Here is a 25,456-nt window from a genome sequence, read left to right as displayed (position 1 = left end):
AAGAAAATGTTTAGAAAGCGGATACAAAATTAAAAGTTTTATTTTATAAAAAGGGAGCTAAAAAAACTCCCACAAAAACTTGACTCAATCATAAGGGGGGATAAGGTAAGGAAAAGCTACCAATTTTTTATATAATAAAAAAATCAAAGGAGAAATATCATGAGATCAAAGTTTGTATCAATGATTAAAAACTCATTAATCTATCTTTCTGTATTTACACTAATTACTACATTCACTTTAAGTTATTTACCCACTAAGTCGTTTGCTGAGTCTTCAACAGAGAAAAATTATGATACTATTTTTGAAGTTTTAGAATTTATTAAATCTACAGATGAAGAAATGATTTATAAGACATTAGAAAATGGGGAAGTTTTCTTATATAAAGAATTGATTAACAATGATATTGTAACTACTAAGAAATATAAAATTGAAGGAAATAATGAAAATCTCATTGAAAATTTTGTAACAATTAATGAAGTAAAAGGGGATACTATATCAGTTACCCAGAATGATTTAATGCATAACGAATTAATCTCAAAATCAACAGTAGAAATTTTACCAATTAAAGAAATTGAAGATAATGAGATAAAGGATGAAATTTCGATATTAGCAACTGGTAAATGGGTAAAGGCAAGAGGAGCAGGTAATAATTATCAATATTACAAATACAATAATGGAGGGGGGAAGGCTAGAGAATTAAGCAGGGAAAAAACACTTAATTCTTACAATAAATATTTTGATCAATTTACCAGAAATGTCGATTCACTTAGAAGTTTTGAAATTGGTGTTCTTAAAGATTTATTATTTATAGGTGTAATAGATCAAGCATTTAAATCTATAAAAAATCCAACTGTTGCAAACATCACAAAGTTTTTAAAAAAATATTTAAAAAGTATACCTGGTGTTTCAGTAATTGTCTCGATGGTTCAATATTTAAATTTATCAACCAAAACGATGTATTCATATGAAGATATTCCTGGTTCGGAAAAACGTTGGAAATAATAACTATGAGGAAATGTGTACTATGAAAAATAAACAAAGTGTACTGTCGATTTCTTTAATAATTATCAGTATTATTGTCTTATTCTATTCGATAATAGAAATTTATCAAAAAATAACAATTAGTAATTTTCCAAGGGTTTCTACCATTATTTTATTTTTATATGCAACAATTACTCTATCGATACTATTATTCAAAAAGAAAAAAAATTAACTATTTAATGACAGTTTGTAGATAAAAGGGGATCAGAATGTTTTTATTTTGGTCTCCTTTTGTAATTCCGGATTTCGTATTTATTATTTAATTATATCTTGATCTATTCTTTTCATTCTTCTTAGGCCATTTCTGGAATTACCTAAATCCGTTTTTTCATTTCTTCAAGTTTATGGATGCAAAAACACGTTGAATCGTTCCTTTTCGCTTGGCGGAGTATAAATTAATCGTTGTTCAGCAATCGAGAATGAAAAATACTCCATAAATTATCTCAAATAATTAATCTTTTTAATTGAGAACTGTTATCATTTGCTGTATATTAGATAGTACGATACAAATAATGGAGTAAGGAGAATATACATGCAAATATACTGGACGAAAATAAATAAGATTGTTGAGGAAACGCCTGAGGTTAAAACGTATCAACTTGAGCTTCCGAAAGACTTTACATGGGAAGAAGGTTCCCACACTCATTTTGCATTGAAAGGCTTCAATGCTGGAGAAAAACCAAACCGCAGCTTGATTCGCCATATGTCCATCTCTTCCTTACCGCACGAAAATACAATCGGGATTACGACACGCATAAGAGAGCAGTGCTCGGAGTTTAAATCGATTTTAAGAGATCTTGAAGTTGGCAATGAGGTTGCAATATTTAAAACGCATTCGAATTTACCGCTGAAAAGGGAAGGTAAAAATGTTTACCTGCTATCATCAGGTGTTGGTCTGGCAACTTTTAGACCGATTGTACTGGAGTATTTTGAACGTGCTGACAACGTCAATCACATTCATTCTCTAAACATTGATTCATCAAAAGCTTTCTTATTCACCGATATTTTTACATCTGCACCTGACAAGAAGTTCAAGGCACAATTCACTGATAATCGTAAAGACTATTACGAAGAAGTGAAAAATCTTGCGGCAGACAAGGATGGTCTCTTCTATATTGTTGGCAGCGACGACTTCCTTCTGCAGAATATTGAAGTACTGCGTGAACAGGGGATTAAGCCTGAACAGATTATGCTCGATAAGCGTGAACAAGAACTGCCTAAGTTTTTATCCATTGAATCGTCCCTTTAAGAAAAATTTGCTTTATCCATTTGAAAATTTCGATTGAGAACAAGAACGAAAAAAAGGACTGTCACTAGTCCTTTTTTATTTAAACCAGCCTTTTTCCTTAAACCTAGTGATGGCTTCGATTCGGTTTTTCACTTCTAATTTATCGAGTATCATGCTGATATAATTTCTTACAGTTCCGGTCTTAATGGATAGTTCTTGGGCTATTTCTTTTGTGTTTTTGCCATTTGCAACTAGCGTAAGAACTTCTTTTTCTCGTTCTGTAAGAGGATTTTCTTCTTTGTAAACATCATCCACCAATTCTGGTGCGTAAATTCTTCTTCCTTCCATCACACTGCGGATGCTATTTGCCAAATCGTCGCTCGGACTGTCCTTGAGTAAATAGGCCGATACGCCAGCTTTCAATGCACGCTGGAAATAGCCGGATCTGGCAAAGGTCGTTAAAATAATGACTTTGCATGGATGGCTCACTAGTTCTTCTGCTGCTTCCAAGCCAGTTTTAGCAGGCATTTCAATGTCCATTATACAAATATCAGGATTCTTTTCCTTGACTAGCTGAATGGCTTCTTCTCCATTTTTTGCTTTGCCGACAACAGTAATATCGTCTTCTAAATCAAGCAATGAACCTAATGCACCTAGAAGAAGGCGTTGGTCTTCGGCAATGACAATCCGGATCATACTATGTCCTCCTTTTCTATTATTTTTCCATCACGTGGAACGACTATTTTTACGATTGTTCCAGCGTTCGCGGTAATCTCTAACGTGCCGTTGATAAAATCCAATCTTTCTCTCATGCCCGCTAACCCGTTTCCTTTATGTGCATCTTCTTTTTTAAAAGGAGTGGTTCCATTATCTTTTATTTCCATGATTGTTTCTTTTTTATTTTGGCTAATCCTTATGTTGCAGGTGGTTGAATTACTATGTCGTACTACATTTGTAACGGCTTCTTTTAAGCACATGCTGATAATGTTTTCTGCAATTGATGAAATTCTTAGATTGGAAGCTATATCGTAAGTAAGGCTTATTTCAGCTGCTCCTACTATTTTTTTGACGAGGAGGAGCTCATCTTTTAATTTTATGCCACGCATTTCAGAGACCATTTTTCTGACTTCATTTAGTGCTGTTCTAGAAGCATGCTGAATATCTTTCAGTTCCAATCGAGCTTGTTCTGGATCCTTATAAACTAGCTTTCTTGCTAAATCACTTTTTAAACCAATAAGGGATAGTTTTTGTCCAAGAGTATCATGAAGATCTCTGGCAATTCGCTGTCTTTCTTCTAGTTTTACTAAATCAGAAATACGCTTATTCGCATCTTCTAGTTTTTCCTGTAGCTGATCCTTCTCTTTACGGTTCTGGATGGTCAAGGGTAATAAAATAACGCCAAACCAGATGATTAGCACAAAGGGAAGCTGCTTTATCAGCAAGGAATCACCTATGATAATTTTGAAGTAAATCGCGAATGTTGTAACCCCCAAGTGTATAAAGTAAAGGATAAAAAAGGGAATCCGTTTTTTTATATTGCCGATAAAATAGGAAAGGAAAAAAGAAAAATACACATAGCTGTATGCATAAATGGCGATAGTAGATATCCCGATTAATAAGGATGGCCATAAATAGATTGTCCAGCCATTTGAAAGATACGCAATTCTGTAAAATAGAAAAAATAAAATGGTTAGGATGATGCCAGCTATCACATCAACTGCCGCAGAGGCGTGGAATATAAAATAAAAGGGCAAAATGGTAAGCAACGTCCAAATATAAGGAGAAATGCCGGTGCTTTTTTTTAAAATCTCTAATCTTTTTATCATTGGTTTAGAACCTCGTTATTTATTGGCTGTTATTCATACATTTTAACATAATCAAGCAGCAATTAATGGCATTAAACCGTATAATTGCTGCTCGGATAGTTGTTTAATCCTGCTTACTGCATTTCAGATCTTGCAGACACAGAAAGAGCTTTCTTTTGTTTTTTCCATTCATAAAAACTGATAAACTTTTTGTCTTTTTCATCCCATAAACGGAATTTTAAAGAACGAAGACTGCTTGCTAGTGTTATGGTTGGAACATTTTGCAGAGGTTCTGTCTGTTTATGGACCTGCTCTAAGTTGTAATTAGGCACCCTTGGACTTAAATGATGGACATGGTGGTAGCCAATATTGCCAGTTAGCCATTGCATCCATTTTGGAAGGTGATAGAAGGAGCTACCTTCTACAGCAGCCTTTACATAATCCCAATTTTTATTTTCTTCAAAGTAAGTGTCTTCAAAGGTATGCTGCACGTAAAACAGCCATACTCCAACAGATCCGGATATTAGAAAAATTGGCAGCTGTACAAGAAAGAAAGAAGACCAGCCAAGCGTTGTTTCAAGAAGAACTGCTAATAGTACGATAGAAATATTCGTTACGTACGTATTAAGTCTTTCCTTTGATTTAGCCCCTTTACGGTTGAATCGGTTAGCAAATAGGAATTCATAAATAGGTCCTAATATAAACATGATGAATGGATTGCGGTACAAACGGTATTTGATTTTCAACATTAAAGAGGCATTTTCATACTCCTCTATCGTCATCATCCATAAATCGCCGACTCCACGCTTATCTAGGTTACTGCTTGTTGCATGGTGAATAGAATGGCTATGCTGCCATTTGCTATAGGGAAATAAGGTTAAGATTCCGGTAATTGTTCCTAAAATCTTATTGGCCTTACGGTTCTTAAAGAAAGAAAAGTGACAGCAATCATGAAAAATGATAAAAATTCTTACCAAAAATCCTGCCGCTACTATTGAAAAGACAAGGGTTAACATATATGAAATACTCAAGCTTTTATAAGCAATAAACCAGAGTAAAATAAAGGGCACAATAGTGTTGGCAAGCTGCCAGACACTTGCCTTTACAGTGGATTTCTCAAAAGGCGCAACAGCAGTTTTCAATTGTTTTAAGTTTTTTATATTCATTTTTTGCTTCCCTTCTATTAATGGATATCTATAGTATAAAGATGTACCAAACATATTTGCAGACATACATGTCATGTTGGCTATATGACATTTGTCATATAGAGAAATTTGCCCTTGAAAAAGTCATGTAATCAAGGGGAAAAGCGTAAGCTGAAATGACAGTAATCAAGCATATTAATTTTATATGTATATCTTTTCCAAATTTGGAGGAGCCTATGTTTTTTTACTTCTTGTTTTAAAAACATATCAATGAAAAGGAGGTCTGTCATGAAAGAAATCCTCATGAAATATATGGAGAAATATACAACGCTGAAGGAAGAAGAGCAGCAGGCAATTATAGAAGAGATAGTAATAAAGGAGTTTAAAAAGGGGACTTACTTGATTAAACAGGGAGATTATCCAACTAATAATTGTTTTTTTGTATTGAAAGGGTGTGTAAGGCAATATCATGTGGAGGTGAATGGAAAAGAAGTTACGACAAATTTTTTTACAGAAGAACAAGCTATTTTGTTGTTTACAATAGAAGAAGCGAGTCAAGTATCGAATTCCTCCCTACATTGTGTAGAAGACTGTGTGTTGGTTGTTGCAGATTTTGATTCTGAACAAGAAATGTATCAGCAATATATCGAACTTGAATCCATGACCCGTCGCATGATGGAATCTTATCTTATTCAAGCGCAACATGAATATGCAAAATTTATTCGTTCTTCCCCTAAAGAGCGCTATAAAGCAATCATTCAAACTCGAGCCGATTTACTCCAACGTGTACCCCAACATCAATTAGCCAGTTACCTTGGTATTACTCCTGAGTCATTAAGCAGAATCAAAAAGCGAATGCAATAAATCTTCCCGAATATTCACTCTTAACTTAAGTCAATGCCGTATTTGGAGGTTCCAACTACAATGGTGAAAAAGGAATAGAAGGAGGATAATGATGAAAGCAATTATTTCTGAAAAGTATGGAATGCCAGAAACACTTAAATTAGGGGAGGTAGATAAACCAATACCTAAACATAATGAAGTGCTTGTAAAAGTTTATGCATCATCAATTAATTTTGGAAATCTTGCTCTTTTAACAGGGAAGCCGTTGCCAGTCCGGTTCGTATTTGGGCTGAGGAAACCGAAATATCGTATTCCTGGAGGGGATATTGCAGGAGTAGTGGAGGCTATAGGCAAAGATGTTACCCAAATTCAAATTGGAGACCAGGTGTATGGTGACTTAGCTAATAATGGTTGGGGAGCCTTTGCAGAGTATGTGGCTGTTGATGAAAAGACAGTGGCTTTAATGCCTAGTAATCTATCGTTTACAGAAATAGCAGGCGTTCCAATGGCAGGAACCACTGCACTACAAGCTATTAGGAATATAGGCAAGGTGAGGACTGGACAGGAGATACTAATTCATGGTGCCTCAGGCGGTGTAGGAACATTTGCTGTTCAAATCGCAAAGGCCTTGGGTGCAGAAGTAACAGCGGTGGTCAGTACGAGAAACGTCGACCTTGTAAAATCCCTTGGTGCTGATCATGTGATTGATTATAAAAAAGATGATTTTGTCAATGATACCAAGACCTTTGATACAATATTCGGAGTGAACGGATCCCAATCTATTTTTACCTATAAGAAAAAGCTAAAGGAAAATGGCGTATTCATTCATGTTGGTGGAGCCAATAATCAATTCTATCAAACGATGCTATTAGGTCCCTTGTTATCGCTATTTGGAAAAAAGAAATTTATCACCTTCCTGCAAAGACCAAATCAACAAGATTTAGTTTTTATAAATGGGCTAATAGAAGAAGGGAAAGTAAAGCCAATTATGGATAGAAGTTATTCTTTAAATGATGTTCCGGAAGCCTTTCAGTATTTTGAAAAAGGACATTCCCAGGGAAAAGTGATTATTACAATGGAATAGGTTGAATAGTTTCGGGGACAAGGGGTCTGTCCCCTTGTCCCTTGACAAACCAAACTATTCAGTGTTACTATATACTAGTAGTTAGTATTACTTAATATCTGTAACACATACTACCTAAAGGTATAGAGTATTACTAAATATAGTAACTAACAAATGGGGTTTTAAAATATGGAAAATATTACAGAGATGCTGAAAGGAGTGCTTGAGGGCTGTGTGCTAGAAATCATCAGCCGTGGGGAAACTTACGGATATGAAATCACGCAACAGCTGCGAGAACTTGGCTTCACGGATGTAGTGGAAGGAACTGTTTATACGATTACCATGCGATTGGAAAAAAACAATTTGGTGGATATCGAGAAAAAGCCATCTAATATGGGACCACCGAGAAAATTTTATACTCTAAACGCAGCAGGCCAAGAGCAACTTGAAATGTTTTGGGCAAAATGGGAATTTGTATCAAGCAAAATTAATGAACTTAAAACAAAAAAATCGAAAGGAGATAATGTCATATGAGTATTTTTGAAAAAATTATAGGAAGTCTGGAAGATAAACGTGAATGGAAGGCGATGGAGGCACGGGCGAAGGCACTTCCAAGTGAGTACGGCAACGCTTATAAAGCTATCCAAAAATATATGTGGACTGCTGGTGGTGGTCCTACTGACTGGAAGGACAGCAGTCGTATTTTTAACGGTATTCTCGATTTCTTGGAGGAAGGAGCAGCGGAAGGGAAGAAAGTTACTGAACTTACAGGCGAGGATGTGGCAGCTTTTTGCGACGAGCTAGTGAAGGATGAACAAACTTGGAAGGATAAGTATCGCAAGAAGTTGAATGATACCATTGGTCGTGGATAAGAGCGATAGCCTAAAGAATTAATTTTCGTTTAAGTTGGCTCCACACGAGGTATCATGAATGAGGGAAAAATGAAACGATAAAGCTAATATGGACTGAATAGTTGTTACCAAGGTGAAGTACCACTTTAACTATTCAGTTATATTTTTAATTCAGTAGTAAGTTATACAGAATATCAGTCAGGCTAAGTAGTTGAGTGCAGGCAATCTAGTTCGCCAAGTGCTTTTTATAAGGAGGAAAATGTATGAGCAATGTAGCGATTTCAGTAAGTGGATTAAAAAAATCCTTTAAAGACAAAGAAGTATTAAAGGGGGTAGATTTTGAGGTGCGGCGTGGTGAAATCTTTGCACTGCTAGGCTCAAATGGAGCGGGCAAGACGACGATAGTCAACATTCTCTCAACGTTGATGAGATCCGATGAGGGAGAGGTAAGAATCTGTGGTTTTGACGTTGAGAGTCAATCAGGGAATGTTCGTCAGAGCATTAGCCTGACAGGTCAATTCGCAGCAATAGACGGCATGCTTACTGGTCGTGAAAATCTAATCATGATCGCCAAGTTACGGGGAGTTTTCAATCCGGTTCAAGTAGCTGACAACCTGCTTGAAAGATTTAGTCTGAACGACGCAGCCTACCGACGGGCAGACCAATATTCCGGTGGAATGAAGCGGCGGCTTGACATTGCCATGAGCTTAATTGGGAAGCCGTCTGTCATTTTTCTTGATGAACCGACGACAGGGCTTGATCCTGAGGCACGGATGGAAGTTTGGAATACAGTCAAGGAGCTCGCAGGCGGAGGCACGACCATCTTTCTAACGACTTGGATGTTGGTGTCAGGCACCGTAAAAAGACAGTTGTCTTTTGATGGTGCCTGACACCATTTTTCAACTTTTTTTTGCTTACTTAATTTACTTAATAACCAGAGTCTTCTGAGGTAAGATTATCTATCAGTTTATAATCATATTTTTGTAATGGCTTCTCGGCAGGCCCTTCCAGCACTTCGCCTATATACGAGAATCTAGAACCATGGCACGGGCAATCCCAAGATCGTTCACCATTATTCCATTTCACTTCACACCCCATGTGAGTACAAGTTGTATCTACGATATGAAGCATACCCTCTTTATCTTTATAAGCCCCTTTTCTGTGCCCATCAATGTCAATAACAGCTCCCTCATCGTTGGCTAGATGATGGATACTCTTCTGAGGAATTTCTAATTTCCCTTTAATTAAATGACTAACAACGTTCGCATTTTCCGTTAAGAAGTTTTTCAGACTTGGATTCGGATGAAAACGGGAAGGAGAATATAATTCCTGGTACTTGTTCTTTTTTCCTAGTATGATATCTCGGAATAAAAGCGCAGCTGCGGTTCCATTTGTCATCCCCCATTTCCGATATCCACTAGCGATTAATATATTTTTTTGACCAGGGGTAATTTCGCCAATGTAAGGAATCTTATCCAGTGTAACTAAATCTTGAGCTGACCAACGGTATGTAATATTTTCAATGCCGAATACTTGTTGGCCGAAGGTCTCCAAGGCCTCGTAATGTTTGAGTGTTTCCCCTCCTTGTCCTGTTTTATGACTTTCCCCAGAAATAAGAATCATTTCTTCGCCATTGATTGTTGCATAGCGGAGAGACCTTTTCGGTTCATCGGCACTAATATACATACCACCTGGATATTCTGTTTTTATTTTAGCAGCAATAATATAGGAACGGTCTGCATGCATTCTTGTAGAGTAAAGTCCTGCTCCTTCATAAAAAGGGAAATGAGAACAGGCAAGAACGTATTTTCCTGTAATTCGAGCTCCTCCACGAGTAAGAACGATGGGGTGTTCGCCAGTCTCTATATCTACAGCTGTTGTATTTTCAAAGATGTATCCACCTTTTTCGGTAATTATTTTTGTAAGATGAGCCAAGTATTTAAGTGGATGGAATTGTGCTTGATTTTTCATAACAAGTGCATTAAATATTTCTAAATCGAAAGGGAGTTTATTTACGAGTTCGCCTTCAATAAGAAGCTCCTTATAGGCATCTGCCTCTTTTTCTAGTTTAAGTGCATATTCTTCTGTTGTGCTATAAACATAAGCATCTTGCTGAGTGAACTCACAATCAATTTGATGTTTATTGATCGTTTCTTGAACAAAGTTTAAAGCATCGGTGTTTGCCTCGTAGTATAATCTTGCCATCGTGTTCCCAGCATAGCGGATTAGTTCATCATAGATTAAATCATGCTGGGCAGTGATTTTAGCTGTGGTATGTCCTGTTGTCCCGTTCAGTAATTTGTCTGCTTCGATAATAGCAACTTTCAGCCCTTCATTCGCCAGCAGATAGGCGGAAGTAATGCCTGTAATGCCACCTCCTACAATAACGACATCAACTTGCATGTCATTCTCAAGGCGGGGGTACTCTGGTAAATGAGCCGTATTTATCCAATAAGATTCTGCGTTAGGGGGTAATTTTCCATTGTAATTAGTGTTGGTGGTCACTATATAAATCCTCCATCTAATAGGTTATACCGTTATTATTTCCATTTACTAGAAGGATGATACTTGCAAATAATGGAGTAAGGAGAATATACAATGCAAATATACTGGACAAAAATAAATAAGATTATTGAGGAAACGCTAGAGGTTAAAATATACCTACTTGACCGCCCGGAAGACTTTATATGGAAGGTTGTTGCCTGACACCATTTTTTTCTATTTTTCCCTTACTCACCATTTTCATCGTAACGACTTCCGTTACGCAAAGGAAAGAAGCTTAAAAGTAAATTAGGTATAGTATGTAGATAGGCAGTTGGTAACAAGAGATGAAAACATCAACAATCAGTATCTGGTAATCTAGATTAGCCTTTCATTTTTTTCTTCATCGCTCATTACCGAATGGACTTTTTATTTAACAAAGGGGATTAACTTGCAACAAATATAAAACGCTAACTTCTAAAGAGCTAAAATTTAGTTACGAGAGACTTAGGCACAATCCGTCAAAATGGTTAGTGAGAAATTTAAAATCTATTAATTGTGTATTGGAAATCATGTTATAGGGTTTGAATTTTCTCAGTCTATAATTGTTGGGATATTCTAATAGCATCAAAACATATTAATAAAAAAACTATAAAATAATTACAAAGAGGCTGGGACATAAGTATTTCAATCAACAACAAACACGAACTATAATGTAATTTAGTTACATTATAGTTCGTGTTTGTTTTTTAGAAAAAGGTTTAAAAACGAAGTGAAATGGAGCGGAGGACGCTCGACTCCTGCGGGAAATAGAGACGCTTTAGACCCCGCAGCGCAGCGAGGAGCTTAGCTTCCTCCCCGGCGCATCGTGCGTCCGTAGCGCAATGGAACGACTGGTTTTTACACTTATCTAGATTTAAAAACATAGATAACCATCATGAGAAAGTAGCTTTATTTAAGAGATAAATTAAAGATTGTTCGTCTTTAAAGATTAGTTATTTAGTTTGGTCCCAGCTTCTTACTTTGCTATAATTATGTCATCAAATATGACATTCGGAGTGTAAAATAAATGAAAAAGAATAGATTCAAGCATGATGATTTTGAATATGATACAAACGATGAATTTTATTTTATAGCTGGTCACACGGATGGTGGTGCAACATTTGGACTTCGTTGGGAAGATATTATCCCAGAAGAATTGAATTTCAGACCAGCTATCAAAAAAGATGCAGAAGAAGTTGTAGAACTAATTCATCTTGCAATTGGAGATATCACTGAGCAGTTAACCGGTCAAACGAAGGTGGAAAATATTCATACGACTCTTGCAAAATTTTTTCGTGAAGAAAACAATCGTCTTAGCTATCAAAATGTGATAGTTGCGGATATTTTTGACGAGATAACTGGAATTATCGTAACTTATTCTGGCACAGATGCTTACCAATTGGACAAGCCTCTACTTGAACGTTTAAGAAGAAAAACAAGGAATCAGAACATTAACTTTGATCAAGAGGCGGATATTGGAGATTTATATATTGATACGATTTCTGTCTCACCAAAGTTTCAGGGCTATGGAATTGGGTCAGAATTGTTGAGGAAGGCTGAAGAATTAGCGTTACAGAAAGGATATGAGCGAATATCCCTCAATGTTGCCAAGGATAATCCCTATGCAAAAAAGTTATACATTCGTATAGGATATCAAGAAGATAAAGAGATACAGATTAATGGTCACACTTATGACTATATGGTGAAGACATTGAAATTTCATGCTAATAGGGATTAATTTATGTTGTTCCATCTAGGGTACATATTGGAGATTTTTTAAAGGAGAGCTTCTTCTGAAATTAGGAATCAATAAAGCAAGTGCGATTGATTAATTCAAGTGGAAGCAATCATTGATGTAGAATGCGATAAGCCAGATAATTTAATATACTAAATAAACTTGTAGAGTCATATTAGAAAAAATTCAATTGTTAGATGGGTAAACGTTTTAATTAACGATAATAGGACAAACGGAATGGTCAAAGGTTTAGAAGATTGTAGAGAAATGATATCTCAACAATTAATGTTTCAGGGGACAAGAAATCTGTCCCCTGATCCCTTTAGTATCCTGGATAATAAGGATTCGAATATGGATAAGGATACGGGGATGGGTAAGGATACGCATACGGGTAAGGAGCAGGTACTGGATAAGGAGTTGGTGTTGCGGCAGCGCCAAGTGCTAATCCTGTAAGAGTACCTAATGCAAATCCTCCTCCTGGATAATGTCCACCTTGATGATGCCAGTTTCCACCATTTCCCCAATTTGGATTTGGATGTCCGCCGCCATGTTGATGCCAATTATTGTGTCCACCATGGCCACCTGATGCATGACCACCACCGCCATGATGTGACCTCATGCCTATTTGATTAAAATTCATCATTTTTTTGTCCCCTTCCTTTAAAATCTTTATATCATATGCCTATATTCTCAAAATGGATATCAAAAATAGGTGACAAAAAATAGGTGACAGGCACTATAAAAAGACAACTGTCTATTTATGGTGCCTGTCACTATTTAAAATAAAAGAAGTGGTTATGCCATACGTAATTTGTGGTATAACAACCATGGAAATATATTTTATTTTTTAGAATTCAATTGAGAATCGTTTTCAGCATATGGGATTTAGTGTATAATCTTCGTGGGGAAGCGGAATCTAACAGTATGCTCATTTATGATCATTAAATACAAGGAGTTTGATTTTATGGATAATAAAAATAGGCAAGAGGCAAACGATAATATTGAGGTCTGGGAGGATCTTGTTCGAATAAAGGATTTGGTTTTGGCAATAGCCATTTGTGCTATAACCACGATGGGTGCCTATTTTATCGCGCCAAACGAAGCACCGAAGCCGTTGTTTTTTGGTCTCGCTGGTGCACTTATTGGGTTTATCATTTGTAGTTTTATCATTAAGCCAAAAAGAAACTTTAAGGGAACAGGAGAAAAATAATGGACATTGTATTAATTATAGAGATGATTGCTGCTGCCGTTTTAGCAGCTGTTTTATATACAATAATCGGCGTTGCACCAGGGACAGATGAAACAGCTGTATTAGCTCCGGTGACGTTAGCAATCGTATTGGCAGGGGTAGAGCCAATTGTGGTCTTAACCTTCTTTATCTCTGCGATTGTGGCTAATAAAGTAACGGATTCGATTCCAGTTGCGCTCGCTGGTATTCCTGGCGGGGTGATGGCAACCCCAATGGTAGAGCATGCACTCGTATTAAAAAAACATGGTATGCCTGATATCAGTATTCGCAAAATGGCATCTGGCTCTGTTATTGGGACGCTCGTTTCGGTTCCTGTAAGCTTACTTATGGCACAAGCCTTAATACCATTTTCTGATGTCATCAAAGAATATGCAAACCCGCTCTTTTTCATTGGTGCCGTTTTACTTGCATTAATGACCAAAAATAAAGTGTTAGCACTTGTATCGATTCTTCCATTTGCTTTACTAATTGAAGGCCTGCGCCATCTCTATTGGGGAATCGGAGTAGTGCCTGAGGGAACGAATGTCTTCATTTCCTTTTTCTTGGGAATTACAATTGGTCCCGTCATTTTGACCATATTTGAACTTTTACATAAAGAAAAGCGAGATAGTATGCCAAGGTTTCCAAAGAAAACGATTGATTTTGCGCAAACAAATCCCATTAAAGGATTTCCTAGTCCTTTTAAAATATTGACAAAGCAGGAAACCGCATCAAGTGTACTTGCCAGTTTTATCGGTTCTATCACCTTCATTATGAGCCCTGTCGGCATGACTATATTTCTTGGAGAACTTTTTTCAAGTAGAGTAAAGGATCCGGTGAAAAAAGCATCTGTTGCGATTGCATCAATGGAGGGGCTGACAAATGCTACGTATATTTCTGGAACCTTGATTCCTTTAATTGCACTCGGTATTCCCTTGTCTCCAATGGCGATTGGTCCAGCTAATGCCCTTTTTAATGCGCCGCCAGTCTTTACAACAGAGCATAACCTGCATCATATCTTATCAAATGCAGACTTTGTCTGGGCGACGCTTACCGGTGCAACGATTGCCCTTGCGATCACTTATTTTGTTACCGTCAAATACGCCCATAAAATTTGTGCCTTTGTGTTTCGGTGGGTTCCCCATGAAGCAATTCTAGGACTATTTTTCGGACTTGTGCTATTATTAGCTTTTATGGACGCTGGTTTTATTAATATTATTGGTGTACTAGTTATCGGGTTATTTGCTGGTATGCTTCACCGTTGGGGCGTGAATTATGGCGTTCAGTTTATGATCCTTTATTCAGCACCATGGATCATTACTTGGTTTTAAAATGTAGACAAAAGAGGTACATCTAGGTAAACATCCAATTTATTCAGTGAAAGTGGGGATATCGATGCTTGAAACTCCACAAAAAGTTGCGGTAGGCCGAGCACATAGTAAATTGATTTTAATTGGGGAGCATTCCGTTGTTTATGGGCAACCGGCAATTGCTTTTCCTTTTAAACAAATAGAAGTAAAAGTAACAGTGAAAACGATTGGGGGAAATACGATCCAAATCGAAAGCCCCTTTTATCAAGGACCAATTGAACAGATTCCTGAAAAGATGGAGGGAATTGGTGATTGTGTCATCCAAACATTGAAGGTTCTTGAAAAACGTTCATCAGGCTTACATATTCGGATTGCCTCCTCGATTCCAATTGGGCGTGGACTAGGTTCAAGTGCAGCGATTGCGATTGCACTTGTTCGCGGTCTTTTTGCTTTCTTCAATCAGAGTCTCAAGGATAGTCAGCTGATGGCATTGGTGGAACGTGCCGAAAAATTTGCTCATGGAACGCCAAGTGGGATCGATATGATGGCAGCATCTAGCGCCAATCCCATTTGGTTTCAAAAACAACAAGAGGTTGAAATGGTGAAAATAGGTGCTCCCTTTCATTTGGTTGTAGCAGATAGTGGCAGGATTGGCGATACGTATTCAGCAGTGAAATCGATTCGAGACAAGTATGAAAGGAAGCCGAAACAAATCGAGGAATCCATTACATTACTTGGCAAATTGACAGAAGATGTACGGTTAGGACTTGCAGTTGGTGATTATCAAAAGGTTGGCGATAAATTAAATCAAGCACATCAACAGCTCTCTTTACTTGGTGTCAGTGATCTAGGATTAGATGGCCTAGTAGAAGCAGCTCGAACTGCTGGAGCAGTAGGAGCGAAATTAACAGGTGGTGGCCGTGGTGGTTGTATTTTGGCACTAGTAGAAAATGAGACTATCGGCAAAAAGGTTGCAGATGCCTTGGTTCAAGCTGGTGCTACTCAAACATGGCAATACACAATAGCTAAATGCTAATTAGATTAATGAGGAGTATGGTTAATGGAAGCGATCGCTCGTGCGCACACGAATATTGCATTAATAAAATATTGGGGGAAACGCGATTCTAAGTTGTTTTTACCAATGAACAGTAGTTTATCGATTACTTTGGATCATTTTTATACGGAAACAAAGGTACAGTTTTCGGATCAGTTTGAAAAGGATTCTCTTGTCTTAGATGGAAACCAAGTCTCGGATCAGGAGATAGGGAAAATAACCACTTTTCTTAATCATGTACGCAATATTGCAGGGACTAAAACCTTTGCAACAGTGACATCGGTGAATCACGTGCCGACAGCTGCCGGTTTTGCTTCTTCTGCTTCCGGATATGCAGCATTAGCAGCAGCTGCAAGTAAAGCATTACAGTTAGATTTATCAGGCACAGAGCTGTCTGCTTTAGCTCGTCAAGGCTCTGGTTCTGCTTCTCGCTCTATTTTTGGCGGATTTGTTGAATGGCAAAAAGGAGAGAAAACGGACGGAACAGATTCGTTTGCGACACAAATCATAGACGAACAAGCGTGGGATGTGACTGTTCTATCTGTGGTAGTGGAAGCTGGGCCGAAGTCTGTTTCGAGCAGAGATGGCATGCAGCGGACTGTAGATACGTCTCCGTTCTATGATGGCTGGTTAGCAACAATAGAAGAGGATTTAAAGGGGATAAAGGAAGCCATTAAAGCGCGCGATTTTACGCAGCTAGGAGAAATCGCAGAAGCGAATGCCCTGAAAATGCACGCTACAATGCTAGGAGCAAAGCCGCCATTTTTATATTGGCAAAGTGCAACGTTTGACGTTATGCAGAAGGTCATGGAATTGCGCCAACAAGGCATAGAAGCTTACTTCACCATTGATGCAGGGCCGAATGTAAAAGTGCTTTGTGAACCGAAGAATGAACAGATAATTAAAGAAAAGTTTGCTGCTTTGCCTTCTGTCCGTGATGTGATTGTATGTCATCCAGGACCTGGGATTGAATATTTATCAGAGTGGAATGGATAAAGGGAGTGAGTCTGGATGCATGAAATCAAAGTTCCAGGGAAACTATTTATTGCCGGAGAATATGCGGTATTAGAACCTGGTTATCCGGCGATTGTTGTAGCAGTTGATAGGTTTATTACAGCACAGATTACAAAGAGTGAACAACAGACTCTTTCTTTGCCGCAGCTGGGTCTTCCTAATGTTGCTTGTCGATTTGAGGGTGGACAAGTCATTTTTGAAGAGGAAGACACAAGATTAGATTTTATAAAAAATACAATCGCTGTGGTGCATCAATATTTACAAGAAAGGTCTATTGAAACCAAGCCTTTTTCCCTGACGATAACGAGTGAATTGGATGATGCCGATTCTGGCCGGAAATATGGACTAGGGTCAAGTGCAGCCGTAGTTGTCGCTGTTGTTTCCTCTATTTTAACATTGTATAGAGATTTCTTGCCTGTTTCGAAAACCCTTATTTTCAAACTAGCTGCAATCGCTCATTATCAGACACAAGGGAGTGGTTCTTGTGCAGATGTGGCAGCATCGACATATGGTGGTTGGCTCCACTATACAGCGTTTAAAGCGAGCTGGTTAAAAGAAAGGCTGAAAGAGAACGGATCTATTACTCCATTGGTAGAAGAAGAGTGGCCACATCTACAGATCGAGCCACTAGAAGCCCCTGAAGAATTAGTACTTGCTGTCGGCTGGACTGGTAGTTCTGCTAAAACAGCTTCTTTAATAAAGAAGATTGAGCCGCTTAAACAGAAAAATTCTACTATTTATGGAGATTTTTTACGTAAAAGCCGTGATGCTGTATCGACAATGGTAGAAGGGTTTAAACAGAGCGATATGGAACTAATGATGGCTAGCTTATCCGCTAATCGATTGGCATTGCTAGAGTTAAGTGAAGAGACTGGTGGCGCAATTGAAACGATTCATTTAGAAAAATTGATTGCCATTGCTAATTGTTATGGCGCCGGAAAATCGTCTGGTGCAGGTGGCGGTGATTGTGGAATTGCTTTTACAAGTACAGACAAGCTTGAACGATTACATAAACAATGGCAGGATGCTGGTATTGTTCCATTAGATATCCTCCCTGCAACCAAATATAATTAGACTGGAGTTTGGAAAAATGACTGATTCAATTGATAAAAGAAAAGCCCAGCACATTGAGTTGGTTTTAAATGAAAAAGTAACAGGTGATAACATATCGACTGGTCTTGAAAAGTATCGTTTTCTACATAACGCCTTGCCGGAAATTGATTTTGATGAGATTACATTAGATACAGCGTTTTTAGCTAAAAAAATGAAGACGCCTTTTTTGGTAAGCTCGATGACCGGTGGAGCAGCAATGGCGGGGACGATAAATCGAAATCTGGCCATTGCTGCAGAGGAAAGAGGTTGGGCATTTGCCTTAGGTTCTACAAGAGCACTGATTGAAAATGAAAAATATCGAGAATCCTTTCAAGTTCGAAAATATGCACCAACCATTCCAATCATCGCTAATTTAGGTGCGGTTCAGTTTAATTATGGCTTTGGAATCGACCAATGTAAACAAATTATCGAGATGACGGAAGCGGATATGCTCGTTCTTCATTTGAATAGTATTCAGGAGATTGTACAACAAGAAGGAGATCGGAATTTTAAAGATTTGTTGGGGAGTATTGAGCAAGTATGTACACAGCTAGATATTCCCGTTGGTGCAAAAGAGGTGGGCTTCGGAATTGATGGCACCATCGCGAAAAAATTGACCGACGTTGGCATCTCATTTATCGACGTCGCTGGTGCAGGCGGTACATCATGGAGCCAAGTGGAAAAACTACGCTCTAAAGAGAAAATCAAGAAAATAGCAGCAGAAGCTTTCAGTAGCTGGGGGATCCCAACTGCCGAATGTATTGTATCTGTTAAAGACGCGATTGATAAACCGATTATCGCAAGCGGTGGAATCAAAAATGGAATGGATGCTGCTAAGGCTATCGCGCTTGGATCAGATATGGTTGGCTTTGCCCGGTCGATTTTAAAAGAGGCTACAGAATCACCAGAGGATTTAATTGAACTTTTTGAGACTCGAGAGCTGGAATTACAGATGACTATGTTTGGAATTGGTGCAGCTACTGTTGGGGAATTGAAGGGAACAGATAGGATTAGGTAAGGAAGCAGGGGAGTTCTTTTGCTTCCTTTTTGGCTGCCATCTATACTATATTAAATAGGCACTTCATACATTTTTAACATAGTATATAATGTTAAAATTTTCTTTAGTTTGATAAAAGTTAGTGAAAAATGGTATAAGTGTAAAAGAATCATGAATTTTGTACTTATTAGGGACAAGGGGTCTGTCCCCTTGTCCCTTTGAAAGGATTTGAATAGATATGAAAGAGAATTTTTGGCGTGACTTGCCACGACCATTTTTTGTGCTTGCACCAATGGAGGATGTGACAGATGTTGTTTTTCGTCATGTGGTGAGTAAAGCAGGGAGACCAGATGTGTTTTTTACTGAGTTCACAAATACGGAGAGCTATTGTCATCCAGAGGGTAAACAAAGTGTACGTGGAAGACTAACTTTTACCGAAGATGAACAGCCAATGGTTGCCCATATTTGGGGGGACAAGCCCGAATATTTTCGCCAAATGAGTATTGGTATGGCGGAGCTTGGATTTAAGGGGATTGACCTTAATATGGGCTGTCCTGTACCAAATGTGGCAGCTAAAGGGAAGGGAAGCGGCCTTATCCTACGTCCAGAAGTCGCTGCAGAAATAATCCAAGCGGCAAAAGCAGGAGGATTACCGGTAAGTGTGAAGACAAGACTTGGTTATACGGAGATAGAAGAGTGGCACGATTGGTTAGCACATATACTGGAACAAGATATCGCTAATCTCTCCATTCATCTGCGTACAAGAAAAGAAATGAGCCAAGTAGATGCCCATTGGGAGCTCATCCCAGAAATCAAAAAGCTCCGTGATCGCATTGCACCAGATACCCTTTTGACAATCAATGGGGATATTCCTGACCGTCAAAAGGGCTTGAAGCTAGCCGAACAATATGGTGTGGATGGAATTATGATAGGGCGTGGTATTTTCAAAAATCCATTTGCCTTTGAAAAAGAACCGAAAGAGCATAGCAGCAAGGAATATTTGGATCTCCTAAGATTGCAGCTTGATCTTCATGATAAATATTCAAGTGAATTAGAGCCACGTCCATTCCAAGCTCTTCATCGCTTTTTTAAGATATATGTAAAAGGATTTAGAGGAGCGAGTGAATTGAGAAATCAATTGATGAGCACAAAGTCGACGGATGAAGTGCGTGCGATGCTTGATGGGTTTGAGATTGTTGAGTGAGGGAATGTGGATGGGATTAGGGGAGAGTGGAATGATTTCTTTCCTAACCACTACACCGCCGTCGTAAAAAGAGTTTCTTTGAATGAAAAACACTCATAAACGTTGAAGATTCAACGTTTATGAGTGTTTTTTTTCGTAGATTAGATCAAGGGGATTTTTTCTATCTTTATTAAAAAGAACTGTGTCATATTTCCTCTTTTACCTACATTTTTTAACATTTATTGATCCAAAACACCTATTAAGGTAAAATTTATATTATATGAAAATATTGAACTTTACCCCATGATGGAATTTGCTGAGAAAATGAAGGAGTAGCATTTGAAGTAATAATATGACATTTAGACTATAAATGATACTGTACAAAATAAATAACTTCATACGGACAAAAAGCAAAATCTATTCTAGAAAAACAATAGGTTAGGAGATTAGCATGAACCAACAAGAAGTGAAAAACAAACGGTGGAAGTTCTCACCTATTCCAAATATAGAAGAGTCAAATTTTAATAAAATCCTAGAAAGATTTTATGACATGGGTGTAGAAGGTTTGACTCGTGAAAATACACAAAATGCGATGGATGGACGGTTACTAAATTTCGATGGTCCTGTGATTTTAACTATAAAGACGGGGAGTATAAAGAAGGGCGATATTCCTGGTATTGATGAAGTAATTGATCGGATTTTATGTTTAGAAGGTCGTAACAGCTATACTCAAGAAACGATTAAACATATGAAGAACAAAATTAATCAAGAAGAGGTAAGATATATCTCATTTGAAGATTATAATACGCGAGGTTTAACAGGAGCTAGAAATGGACAAAGTGGATCTCCAAGTGATACATGGGGTATTTATGCTTACAATAAGGGGGTTCACTTTGAAGAAAGTGATTCAGCAGTAGAGACTTCAAGAGGAGGCTCACATGGTGTTGGAAAAATAGCTTCCAATGCAGCTTCTGATATTAATTTAATGTATTTTGCTAATTGTGATGAGCAGGGAGATAAGCATTTAGGAGGAACCGTTCAATTAATTGAACATGTATATAAAGATCATTGCTACCGTTCTACAGGCTATTTCTCAGATATTGAATTTTTAGCAGACGATAAGTCTAAGTTTTATCCATATGAAAATAGTTTTCATCGTGTTTTTGAAAAAAATACGCGTGGCCTAAAAATTATTATTCCTTTTTTACGGGAAGAATTTGATAATGAGGAATACATTATCAAAAGTATTTGTGATAGTTTCTTTGTATCCATTTTACAAGGAAAGCTAGAAGTAATTGTTAATGATGAAAAAATTACTCGATATACACTTGAACAATATGTAAAGAATTCCAAGTATTATAATCAGGATATTACGGAAGCAAAAAAAGAATTTACACCTCTTTACGTAGATACTTACCTATCAGAAACTCCAAGAGATCTTGTAGTGTCAAATGGTTTAAAAGATTATCATTTTAAACTATATTTCCGTTACGATGAAGAAATACCAAAGGGTCGTGTAGCAATAGTTCGAACTATTGGTATGAAAATTGAAGATTTTAAGGTTACGGGAAATGTAAATAAGCCATTTAATGCCGTAGTAATTGGTAATGCAGATGAAGATGCCTATTTAAAATCATTAGAAAATGAGTCGCATACAAAGTTAGCATCAGACCACATTAAAGATCCATTATTGAAGAAACATGCTAAACGTTTTATTAACAATCTATCAAAAGAAATTGCAAAGATTATCGAAGAAGCAATAAAGGCTAGTAATCCCCCAGATGGCCCTATGGACACAAAAGACATCTTATATGTTGTGGAAACCCAATTCAAAAAGGATCTTTCTGAAACTCTAGGGACCGTTATGATTTCTAATGGTAGACCAGTAGTAAAAGCCTCTACAGACGTTCCTACGAAAGAGAAACGGGAAAAAAAGGGAAATAAAAAGGAACAGAATCCACCAAAAAAGAAACGGGATCCTTTAAAACGACAAAAAAGGCAGGACACGGATATTAGTACGGAGATAGAAGAACAAAGAACTGCCAAATATAGCGCCCATCCAGACATGGTTGAACGTATCATAATTGGTAATAAAGAGTTACTAAGATTTGACTTTACAAAAAGTGAACAAATAAGTCAAACGTCTTGTGATCTCTCGCTCTCCATTATAGATGGAATGGGTGTTGAATATCCTAATGAATTTAAGGTTCAGGATAACTACAGTAATGTAGTTGATCTAAATTCAGGTATAACCTATAACATCAAAGATAATGTGATAAAAAATGTTCGAATTACAAGAGGGGTAGCAGAGCTGGAACTTGAATTAAAAGAAAGCTATAACAAATCTTTAAAATTTGTTTACTATGTAGAGGTGTAACATGATTTATAGAAAAGACGCGAACTTTCCATACCCTGTATTAACTAATACATCGAATAGTTATGTAACAAGTCAATTCATTTTAGATGTTGCATTACATGAAAATATCCAGCATTATCGTTTTGAATTTGAATATGAAATAGATTCACCGTTTATTAATGGGTTGCTAAAAAATGGACAAGCTCAACTCATATTAGTAATTCAATCAAAAGATAATAAGTTTTATAAATTAGGAATAAACCAGAAATCAATTGAAATAGCTAAATCAAGAATATCGGTTAGTAAAAGAACATCCATTCAGTTAAATATTCAATCGAATGAAGACATAAATTTTAAAGATAACAACGATTTAAGTGGCTTTTATAATAAATTCAAATATGACATAGTGGTACCAAAGCATTCCATATTAGGCTTTTCAAATGTTGTCATGTTTGAAGGTAGCAGTACAAAACCTTTTGAGCTATTTGAAAAGAAAGTAGATCCTAATCTTAAATCAGATATTAAATTTGAACTTGGAAATGAAACCATTGTCATCCATTATAAAGACCCAGAATTTCAATTTAATGACATACCAAAAAGTAGTACATTAAATAACCCTTATGTTTATACTGGATTACACATGGCAATTCACCAATTTATTGTAAATAACGGAGATGAAGATGGTTGTGTGGATTTAGAGGAAATTGATCCTCCAAACAATCCTTTAGAGCTGAAATTATACCATTTAATGAAAAATAAAATGGTTGAAGATATTAGCATGGAATCGATTGATGAAGTAGTGTATAAGATATCAGATCGTATTATTGAAAAGTATACGTCTACAGTAAAGGGGTTAATTTCACATGGAAATTAGACTTTTAGAAAAAGGTTATAAAAATAATCAACAATTCTATAAAGACTTTTTAGAGGACCAGATTCTCCTAAAAGAAGAATATTTCTCTGGAAATGTAGTGCATATTCAAGAAGCACCGGATTTTCCAATCTATATGGCGCACGGAAATGAAGAAGAAAGAAAAAGACTATTTTATGAAGCCTTCCATATTTTAAGTACTTCCTATTTGACGACAGACCGGGATATTCACTTTGAAGAATTATTTTGGCATTCCTTATTAGTTACTAGGAAACGTGACTACTTGTTAGAGAATTATCCCCAAATCAAAGAGGGGATAAATCATTTCAATAATATAATACTGAAAAAGTTTGACTGGGAAAACTATATTTATAAATGTGTTCTTGGTGCACAGTATATAAATGATCTTATAAATGGTGAAGAGGAACGCCGCCGTTATTATAGTCTAATAGTAGAAAATTTGGACTTATATAATTACATTATTAAGTATGAGATCTTTCGAAACGATCAATTTCTAAAAAATATTTTAGACATTATTGATGAATTAAATCTTTCTAAAGTAATGAAAGCAAAAATTACTGGTCGGAATGATTTAGGAAAAGATGAACGCGTGGGCAGACGGGTTATCTTCGAATTTAATAAAAGTTACCCGGTTATTATGTCTCCTATGTTAGAGAAAGAGGAATTAAAGGAAGTCTTTTTGAAATATTTGAGTTATTATTATGATCTTTCAAGTATGGAGATATCAGCATAAATACTATTATCTTTTGTAAGGACATGAGCTATGTGTTTGATTAGTTAAAAAAGCAAGCAAGAAGTGTCCTTTTTGGTGTCTTTTACATTTAAAGAAAAACTTTTGGTAAGTGGGGGCATGTCAAATGAATTCTACAGAACTAAAAGAAAGAATTAATAATCTAGCAATTTGGAAAAAGGGTGATCAGCGCGCCCCACATAAACCTTTATTGATTTTGTATGCATTAGGACAACTTCAAGCTAAGAAGGAAAGATTTATAAGATATGAGGTTACAAAGGAGAGGTTAACAGAATTACTAAAAGAATTTGGTCCTATCCGAAAGTCTTATCACCCAGAAGAGCCATTTATTCGTTTAAAGAGAGATGGAATTTGGGCCCTAGATAAAGAAGTGAATGAAAAGAGTCCGAATAATCGTCAATTATTGGATGCTAATGTGTCAGCAGGGTTCACCCCTGAAGTCTTTGATTTATTACTTTCGAATCCAAGTCTTATTCAGGATATATCACAATTAATATTGGAGGATCACTTTCCTGACACCATTCATGAGGACATTTTGGCATCTGTAGGACTAGACTTTTCGTACTTTACAAGAAAGAAAAGAGATCCTAAATTTAGAGAAAAAATCCTCAGAGCATATGGGTATAGCTGTGCCATTTGTGGATTTAATGTCAGATTAGCACATACATTAGTTGGTGTTGAGGCTGCTCATATCAAATGGCATCAAGCAGGTGGACCAGATACTGAGGAAAATGGAATAGCCTTATGCTCCTTGCATCATAAATTATTTGACAGGGGCGTATTTACACTTTCTCCAGAACGGAAAATGATTGTTTCTCAGGACGCACATGGAACACATGGTTTTGATGAGTGGTTGATGAGATATAATGGTGAGGCGATCAGGGAACCTATACAGTCTTACTATTATCCTGATCATTCATTTTTAAAATGGCATGTTAATGAAGTATTTCGTGGGCCAAGTTATGGGGCTAATTGAGTAAGATAACATTGTTAAAATCATGTTGGGATATTATCAAAAGTATTTCTTTTTAATCTTCTATAACATAGACGGATTGTATATTTTAGTGTCTCTACATTTTATGTAGGGACACTTTTTTATTAGAAGTAGCTATTTAAATACATTTTATTAAAACAGTCTTACTAAGTATTAGTAAGTAAAGGTATTTAAATCCCTTCCCCACTATATATTATCTTAATGGATATAATTTAAGGATGATAGAAATCCATATACTTAATTTTTAATAATCAAATACTTGAGTTAATTTCATAATTCGAGCTTTTAAAGAAACACAGACTTACAGAATTTTATCTCCTATAAAATTTTTAAGCTGCTTGTTGCTTACTT

23 protein-coding genes and 2 pseudogenes are annotated in these 25,456 nt (G+C 36.8%); 20 read left to right on the top strand and 5 right to left on the bottom strand.

The features are described 5' to 3' along the window. Positions 1–159: 159 nt before the first annotated feature. Together ACTNDN_RS21395 and ACTNDN_RS21390 are read left to right on the top strand one after the other, a co-directional pair. Positions 160–1,002: a hypothetical protein gene (locus ACTNDN_RS21395; protein WP_235252000.1), complete on the top strand. Its 843-nt coding sequence runs from the start codon at positions 160–162 to the stop codon at positions 1,000–1,002. 571 nt (positions 1,003–1,573) lie between these two features. After that, the gene (locus ACTNDN_RS21390; protein ID WP_235252001.1) at positions 1,574–2,290 is read left to right on the top strand and encodes a dihydropteridine reductase; all 717 of its coding nucleotides are present in this window, start codon (positions 1,574–1,576) and stop codon (positions 2,288–2,290) included. Positions 2,291–2,365: 75 nt separating this feature from the next. Here the strand turns inward: ACTNDN_RS21390 and ACTNDN_RS21385 are convergent, their stop codons facing one another. The 3 genes from ACTNDN_RS21385 to ACTNDN_RS21375 form a co-directional block, all read right to left on the bottom strand. Continuing rightward, positions 2,366–2,965 (bottom strand): response regulator transcription factor, encoded by a 600-nt coding sequence (locus tag ACTNDN_RS21385; protein WP_235252002.1) that lies wholly within the window; start codon positions 2,963–2,965, stop codon positions 2,366–2,368. Continuing rightward, positions 2,962–4,095 (bottom strand): sensor histidine kinase, encoded by a 1,134-nt coding sequence (locus ACTNDN_RS21380; RefSeq protein WP_235252003.1) that lies wholly within the window; start codon positions 4,093–4,095, stop codon positions 2,962–2,964. The genes ACTNDN_RS21385 and ACTNDN_RS21380 overlap by 4 nt, the downstream gene beginning before the upstream one ends. Before the next feature lie 113 nt (positions 4,096–4,208). Next, the gene (locus ACTNDN_RS21375; protein ID WP_441132159.1) at positions 4,209–5,240 is read right to left on the bottom strand and encodes a fatty acid desaturase; all 1,032 of its coding nucleotides are present in this window, start codon (positions 5,238–5,240) and stop codon (positions 4,209–4,211) included. 267 nt (positions 5,241–5,507) lie between these two features. Here ACTNDN_RS21375 and ACTNDN_RS21370 point away from each other — a divergent pair, with 267 nt between their 5' ends. The 5 genes and pseudogenes from ACTNDN_RS21370 to ACTNDN_RS21350 form a co-directional block, all read left to right on the top strand. Further along, a complete protein-coding gene (locus ACTNDN_RS21370; protein WP_235252005.1) occupies positions 5,508–6,083 on the top strand; it encodes a Crp/Fnr family transcriptional regulator in 576 nt (191 codons plus the stop codon). Between the two features lie 91 nt (positions 6,084–6,174). Beyond that, on the top strand, positions 6,175–7,146 hold the full coding sequence (locus tag ACTNDN_RS21365) for an NAD(P)-dependent alcohol dehydrogenase (protein WP_349204730.1): 972 nt from the start codon (positions 6,175–6,177) through the stop codon (positions 7,144–7,146). A gap of 168 nt (positions 7,147–7,314) precedes the next feature. Beyond that, positions 7,315–7,659: a PadR family transcriptional regulator gene (locus ACTNDN_RS21360; protein WP_235252007.1), complete on the top strand. Its 345-nt coding sequence runs from the start codon at positions 7,315–7,317 to the stop codon at positions 7,657–7,659. Further along, positions 7,656–7,997, top strand: coding sequence for a DUF1048 domain-containing protein (locus tag ACTNDN_RS21355; RefSeq protein ID WP_349204733.1), 342 nt, complete (start codon positions 7,656–7,658; stop codon positions 7,995–7,997). Before ACTNDN_RS21360 ends, ACTNDN_RS21355 begins: the two co-directional genes overlap by 4 nt. 242 nt (positions 7,998–8,239) lie before the next feature. Then, a pseudogene (locus ACTNDN_RS21350) lies at positions 8,240–8,821 on the top strand (ABC transporter ATP-binding protein); the annotation flags it as partial. Between the two features lie 82 nt (positions 8,822–8,903). Here ACTNDN_RS21350 and ACTNDN_RS21345 read toward each other — a convergent pair. Then, complete coding sequence (locus ACTNDN_RS21345; protein ID WP_441132157.1) at positions 8,904–10,481, bottom strand: FAD-dependent oxidoreductase; 1,578 nt, start codon at positions 10,479–10,481, stop codon at positions 8,904–8,906. A 93-nt stretch (positions 10,482–10,574) separates the two neighbouring features. On the opposite strand from ACTNDN_RS21345, the pseudogene ACTNDN_RS21340 reads away from it, so the two are divergent. Together ACTNDN_RS21340 and ACTNDN_RS21335 are read left to right on the top strand one after the other, a co-directional pair. After that, positions 10,575–10,670 (top strand): annotated as a pseudogene (locus ACTNDN_RS21340) (dihydropteridine reductase); the annotation flags it as partial. An 856-nt stretch (positions 10,671–11,526) separates the two neighbouring features. Beyond that, a complete protein-coding gene (locus ACTNDN_RS21335; RefSeq protein ID WP_048719076.1) occupies positions 11,527–12,237 on the top strand; it encodes a GNAT family N-acetyltransferase in 711 nt (236 codons plus the stop codon). A 319-nt stretch (positions 12,238–12,556) separates the two neighbouring features. Here ACTNDN_RS21335 and ACTNDN_RS21330 read toward each other — a convergent pair whose 3' ends face one another. Next, entirely contained in the window at positions 12,557–12,877 is a 321-nt protein-coding gene (locus ACTNDN_RS21330; RefSeq protein ID WP_414630350.1) for a hypothetical protein, read from the bottom strand. 321 nt (positions 12,878–13,198) lie between these two features. On the opposite strand from ACTNDN_RS21330, the gene ACTNDN_RS21325 reads away from it, so the two are divergent. The 11 genes from ACTNDN_RS21325 to ACTNDN_RS21275 all read left to right on the top strand — a co-directional run bounded on the left by ACTNDN_RS21325 (position 13,199) and on the right by ACTNDN_RS21275 (position 25,087). After that, entirely contained in the window at positions 13,199–13,444 is a 246-nt protein-coding gene (locus ACTNDN_RS21325; protein ID WP_031536463.1) for a hypothetical protein, read from the top strand. After that, a complete protein-coding gene (locus ACTNDN_RS21320) occupies positions 13,444–14,793 on the top strand; it encodes a tripartite tricarboxylate transporter permease (RefSeq protein ID WP_031536462.1) in 1,350 nt (449 codons plus the stop codon). The genes ACTNDN_RS21325 and ACTNDN_RS21320 overlap by 1 nt, the downstream gene beginning before the upstream one ends. A gap of 64 nt (positions 14,794–14,857) precedes the next feature. Continuing rightward, positions 14,858–15,808: a mevalonate kinase gene (gene mvk, locus ACTNDN_RS21315; protein WP_031536461.1), complete on the top strand. Its 951-nt coding sequence runs from the start codon at positions 14,858–14,860 to the stop codon at positions 15,806–15,808. A 24-nt stretch (positions 15,809–15,832) separates the two neighbouring features. Continuing rightward, entirely contained in the window at positions 15,833–16,822 is a 990-nt protein-coding gene (gene mvaD, locus ACTNDN_RS21310; protein ID WP_031536460.1) for a diphosphomevalonate decarboxylase, read from the top strand. 15 nt (positions 16,823–16,837) lie between these two features. Further along, the gene (locus tag ACTNDN_RS21305; protein ID WP_031536459.1) at positions 16,838–17,914 is read left to right on the top strand and encodes a phosphomevalonate kinase; all 1,077 of its coding nucleotides are present in this window, start codon (positions 16,838–16,840) and stop codon (positions 17,912–17,914) included. A gap of 16 nt (positions 17,915–17,930) precedes the next feature. Further along, a complete protein-coding gene (gene fni / locus ACTNDN_RS21300) occupies positions 17,931–18,950 on the top strand; it encodes a type 2 isopentenyl-diphosphate Delta-isomerase (RefSeq protein WP_031536458.1) in 1,020 nt (339 codons plus the stop codon). 217 nt (positions 18,951–19,167) lie between these two features. Beyond that, positions 19,168–20,133, top strand: a complete 966-nt coding sequence (locus tag ACTNDN_RS21295; RefSeq protein WP_441132152.1) for a tRNA dihydrouridine synthase — start codon at positions 19,168–19,170, stop codon at positions 20,131–20,133. Positions 20,134–20,563: 430 nt separating this feature from the next. Further along, entirely contained in the window at positions 20,564–22,489 is a 1,926-nt protein-coding gene (locus tag ACTNDN_RS21290) for a hypothetical protein (RefSeq protein WP_441132151.1), read from the top strand. A gap of 1 nt (position 22,490) precedes the next feature. Then, complete coding sequence (locus ACTNDN_RS21285) at positions 22,491–23,342, top strand: hypothetical protein (RefSeq protein WP_441132150.1); 852 nt, start codon at positions 22,491–22,493, stop codon at positions 23,340–23,342. After that, complete coding sequence (locus ACTNDN_RS21280) at positions 23,332–24,093, top strand: hypothetical protein (RefSeq protein WP_441132148.1); 762 nt, start codon at positions 23,332–23,334, stop codon at positions 24,091–24,093. Before ACTNDN_RS21285 ends, ACTNDN_RS21280 begins: the two co-directional genes overlap by 11 nt. Before the next feature lie 124 nt (positions 24,094–24,217). After that, positions 24,218–25,087, top strand: a complete 870-nt coding sequence (locus ACTNDN_RS21275) for a phosphorothioated DNA-binding restriction endonuclease (RefSeq protein ID WP_441132146.1) — start codon at positions 24,218–24,220, stop codon at positions 25,085–25,087. Positions 25,088–25,456 lie beyond the last annotated feature (369 nt).

Source organism: Niallia sp. HCP3S3_B10 (genome assembly GCF_052064465.1).
Lineage (GTDB): Bacteria > Bacillota > Bacilli > Bacillales > Cytobacillaceae > Niallia > Niallia hominis.
Note: the sequence above shows the minus strand (reverse complement) of the source record. Positions and strands in the feature narration are given on the sequence as shown.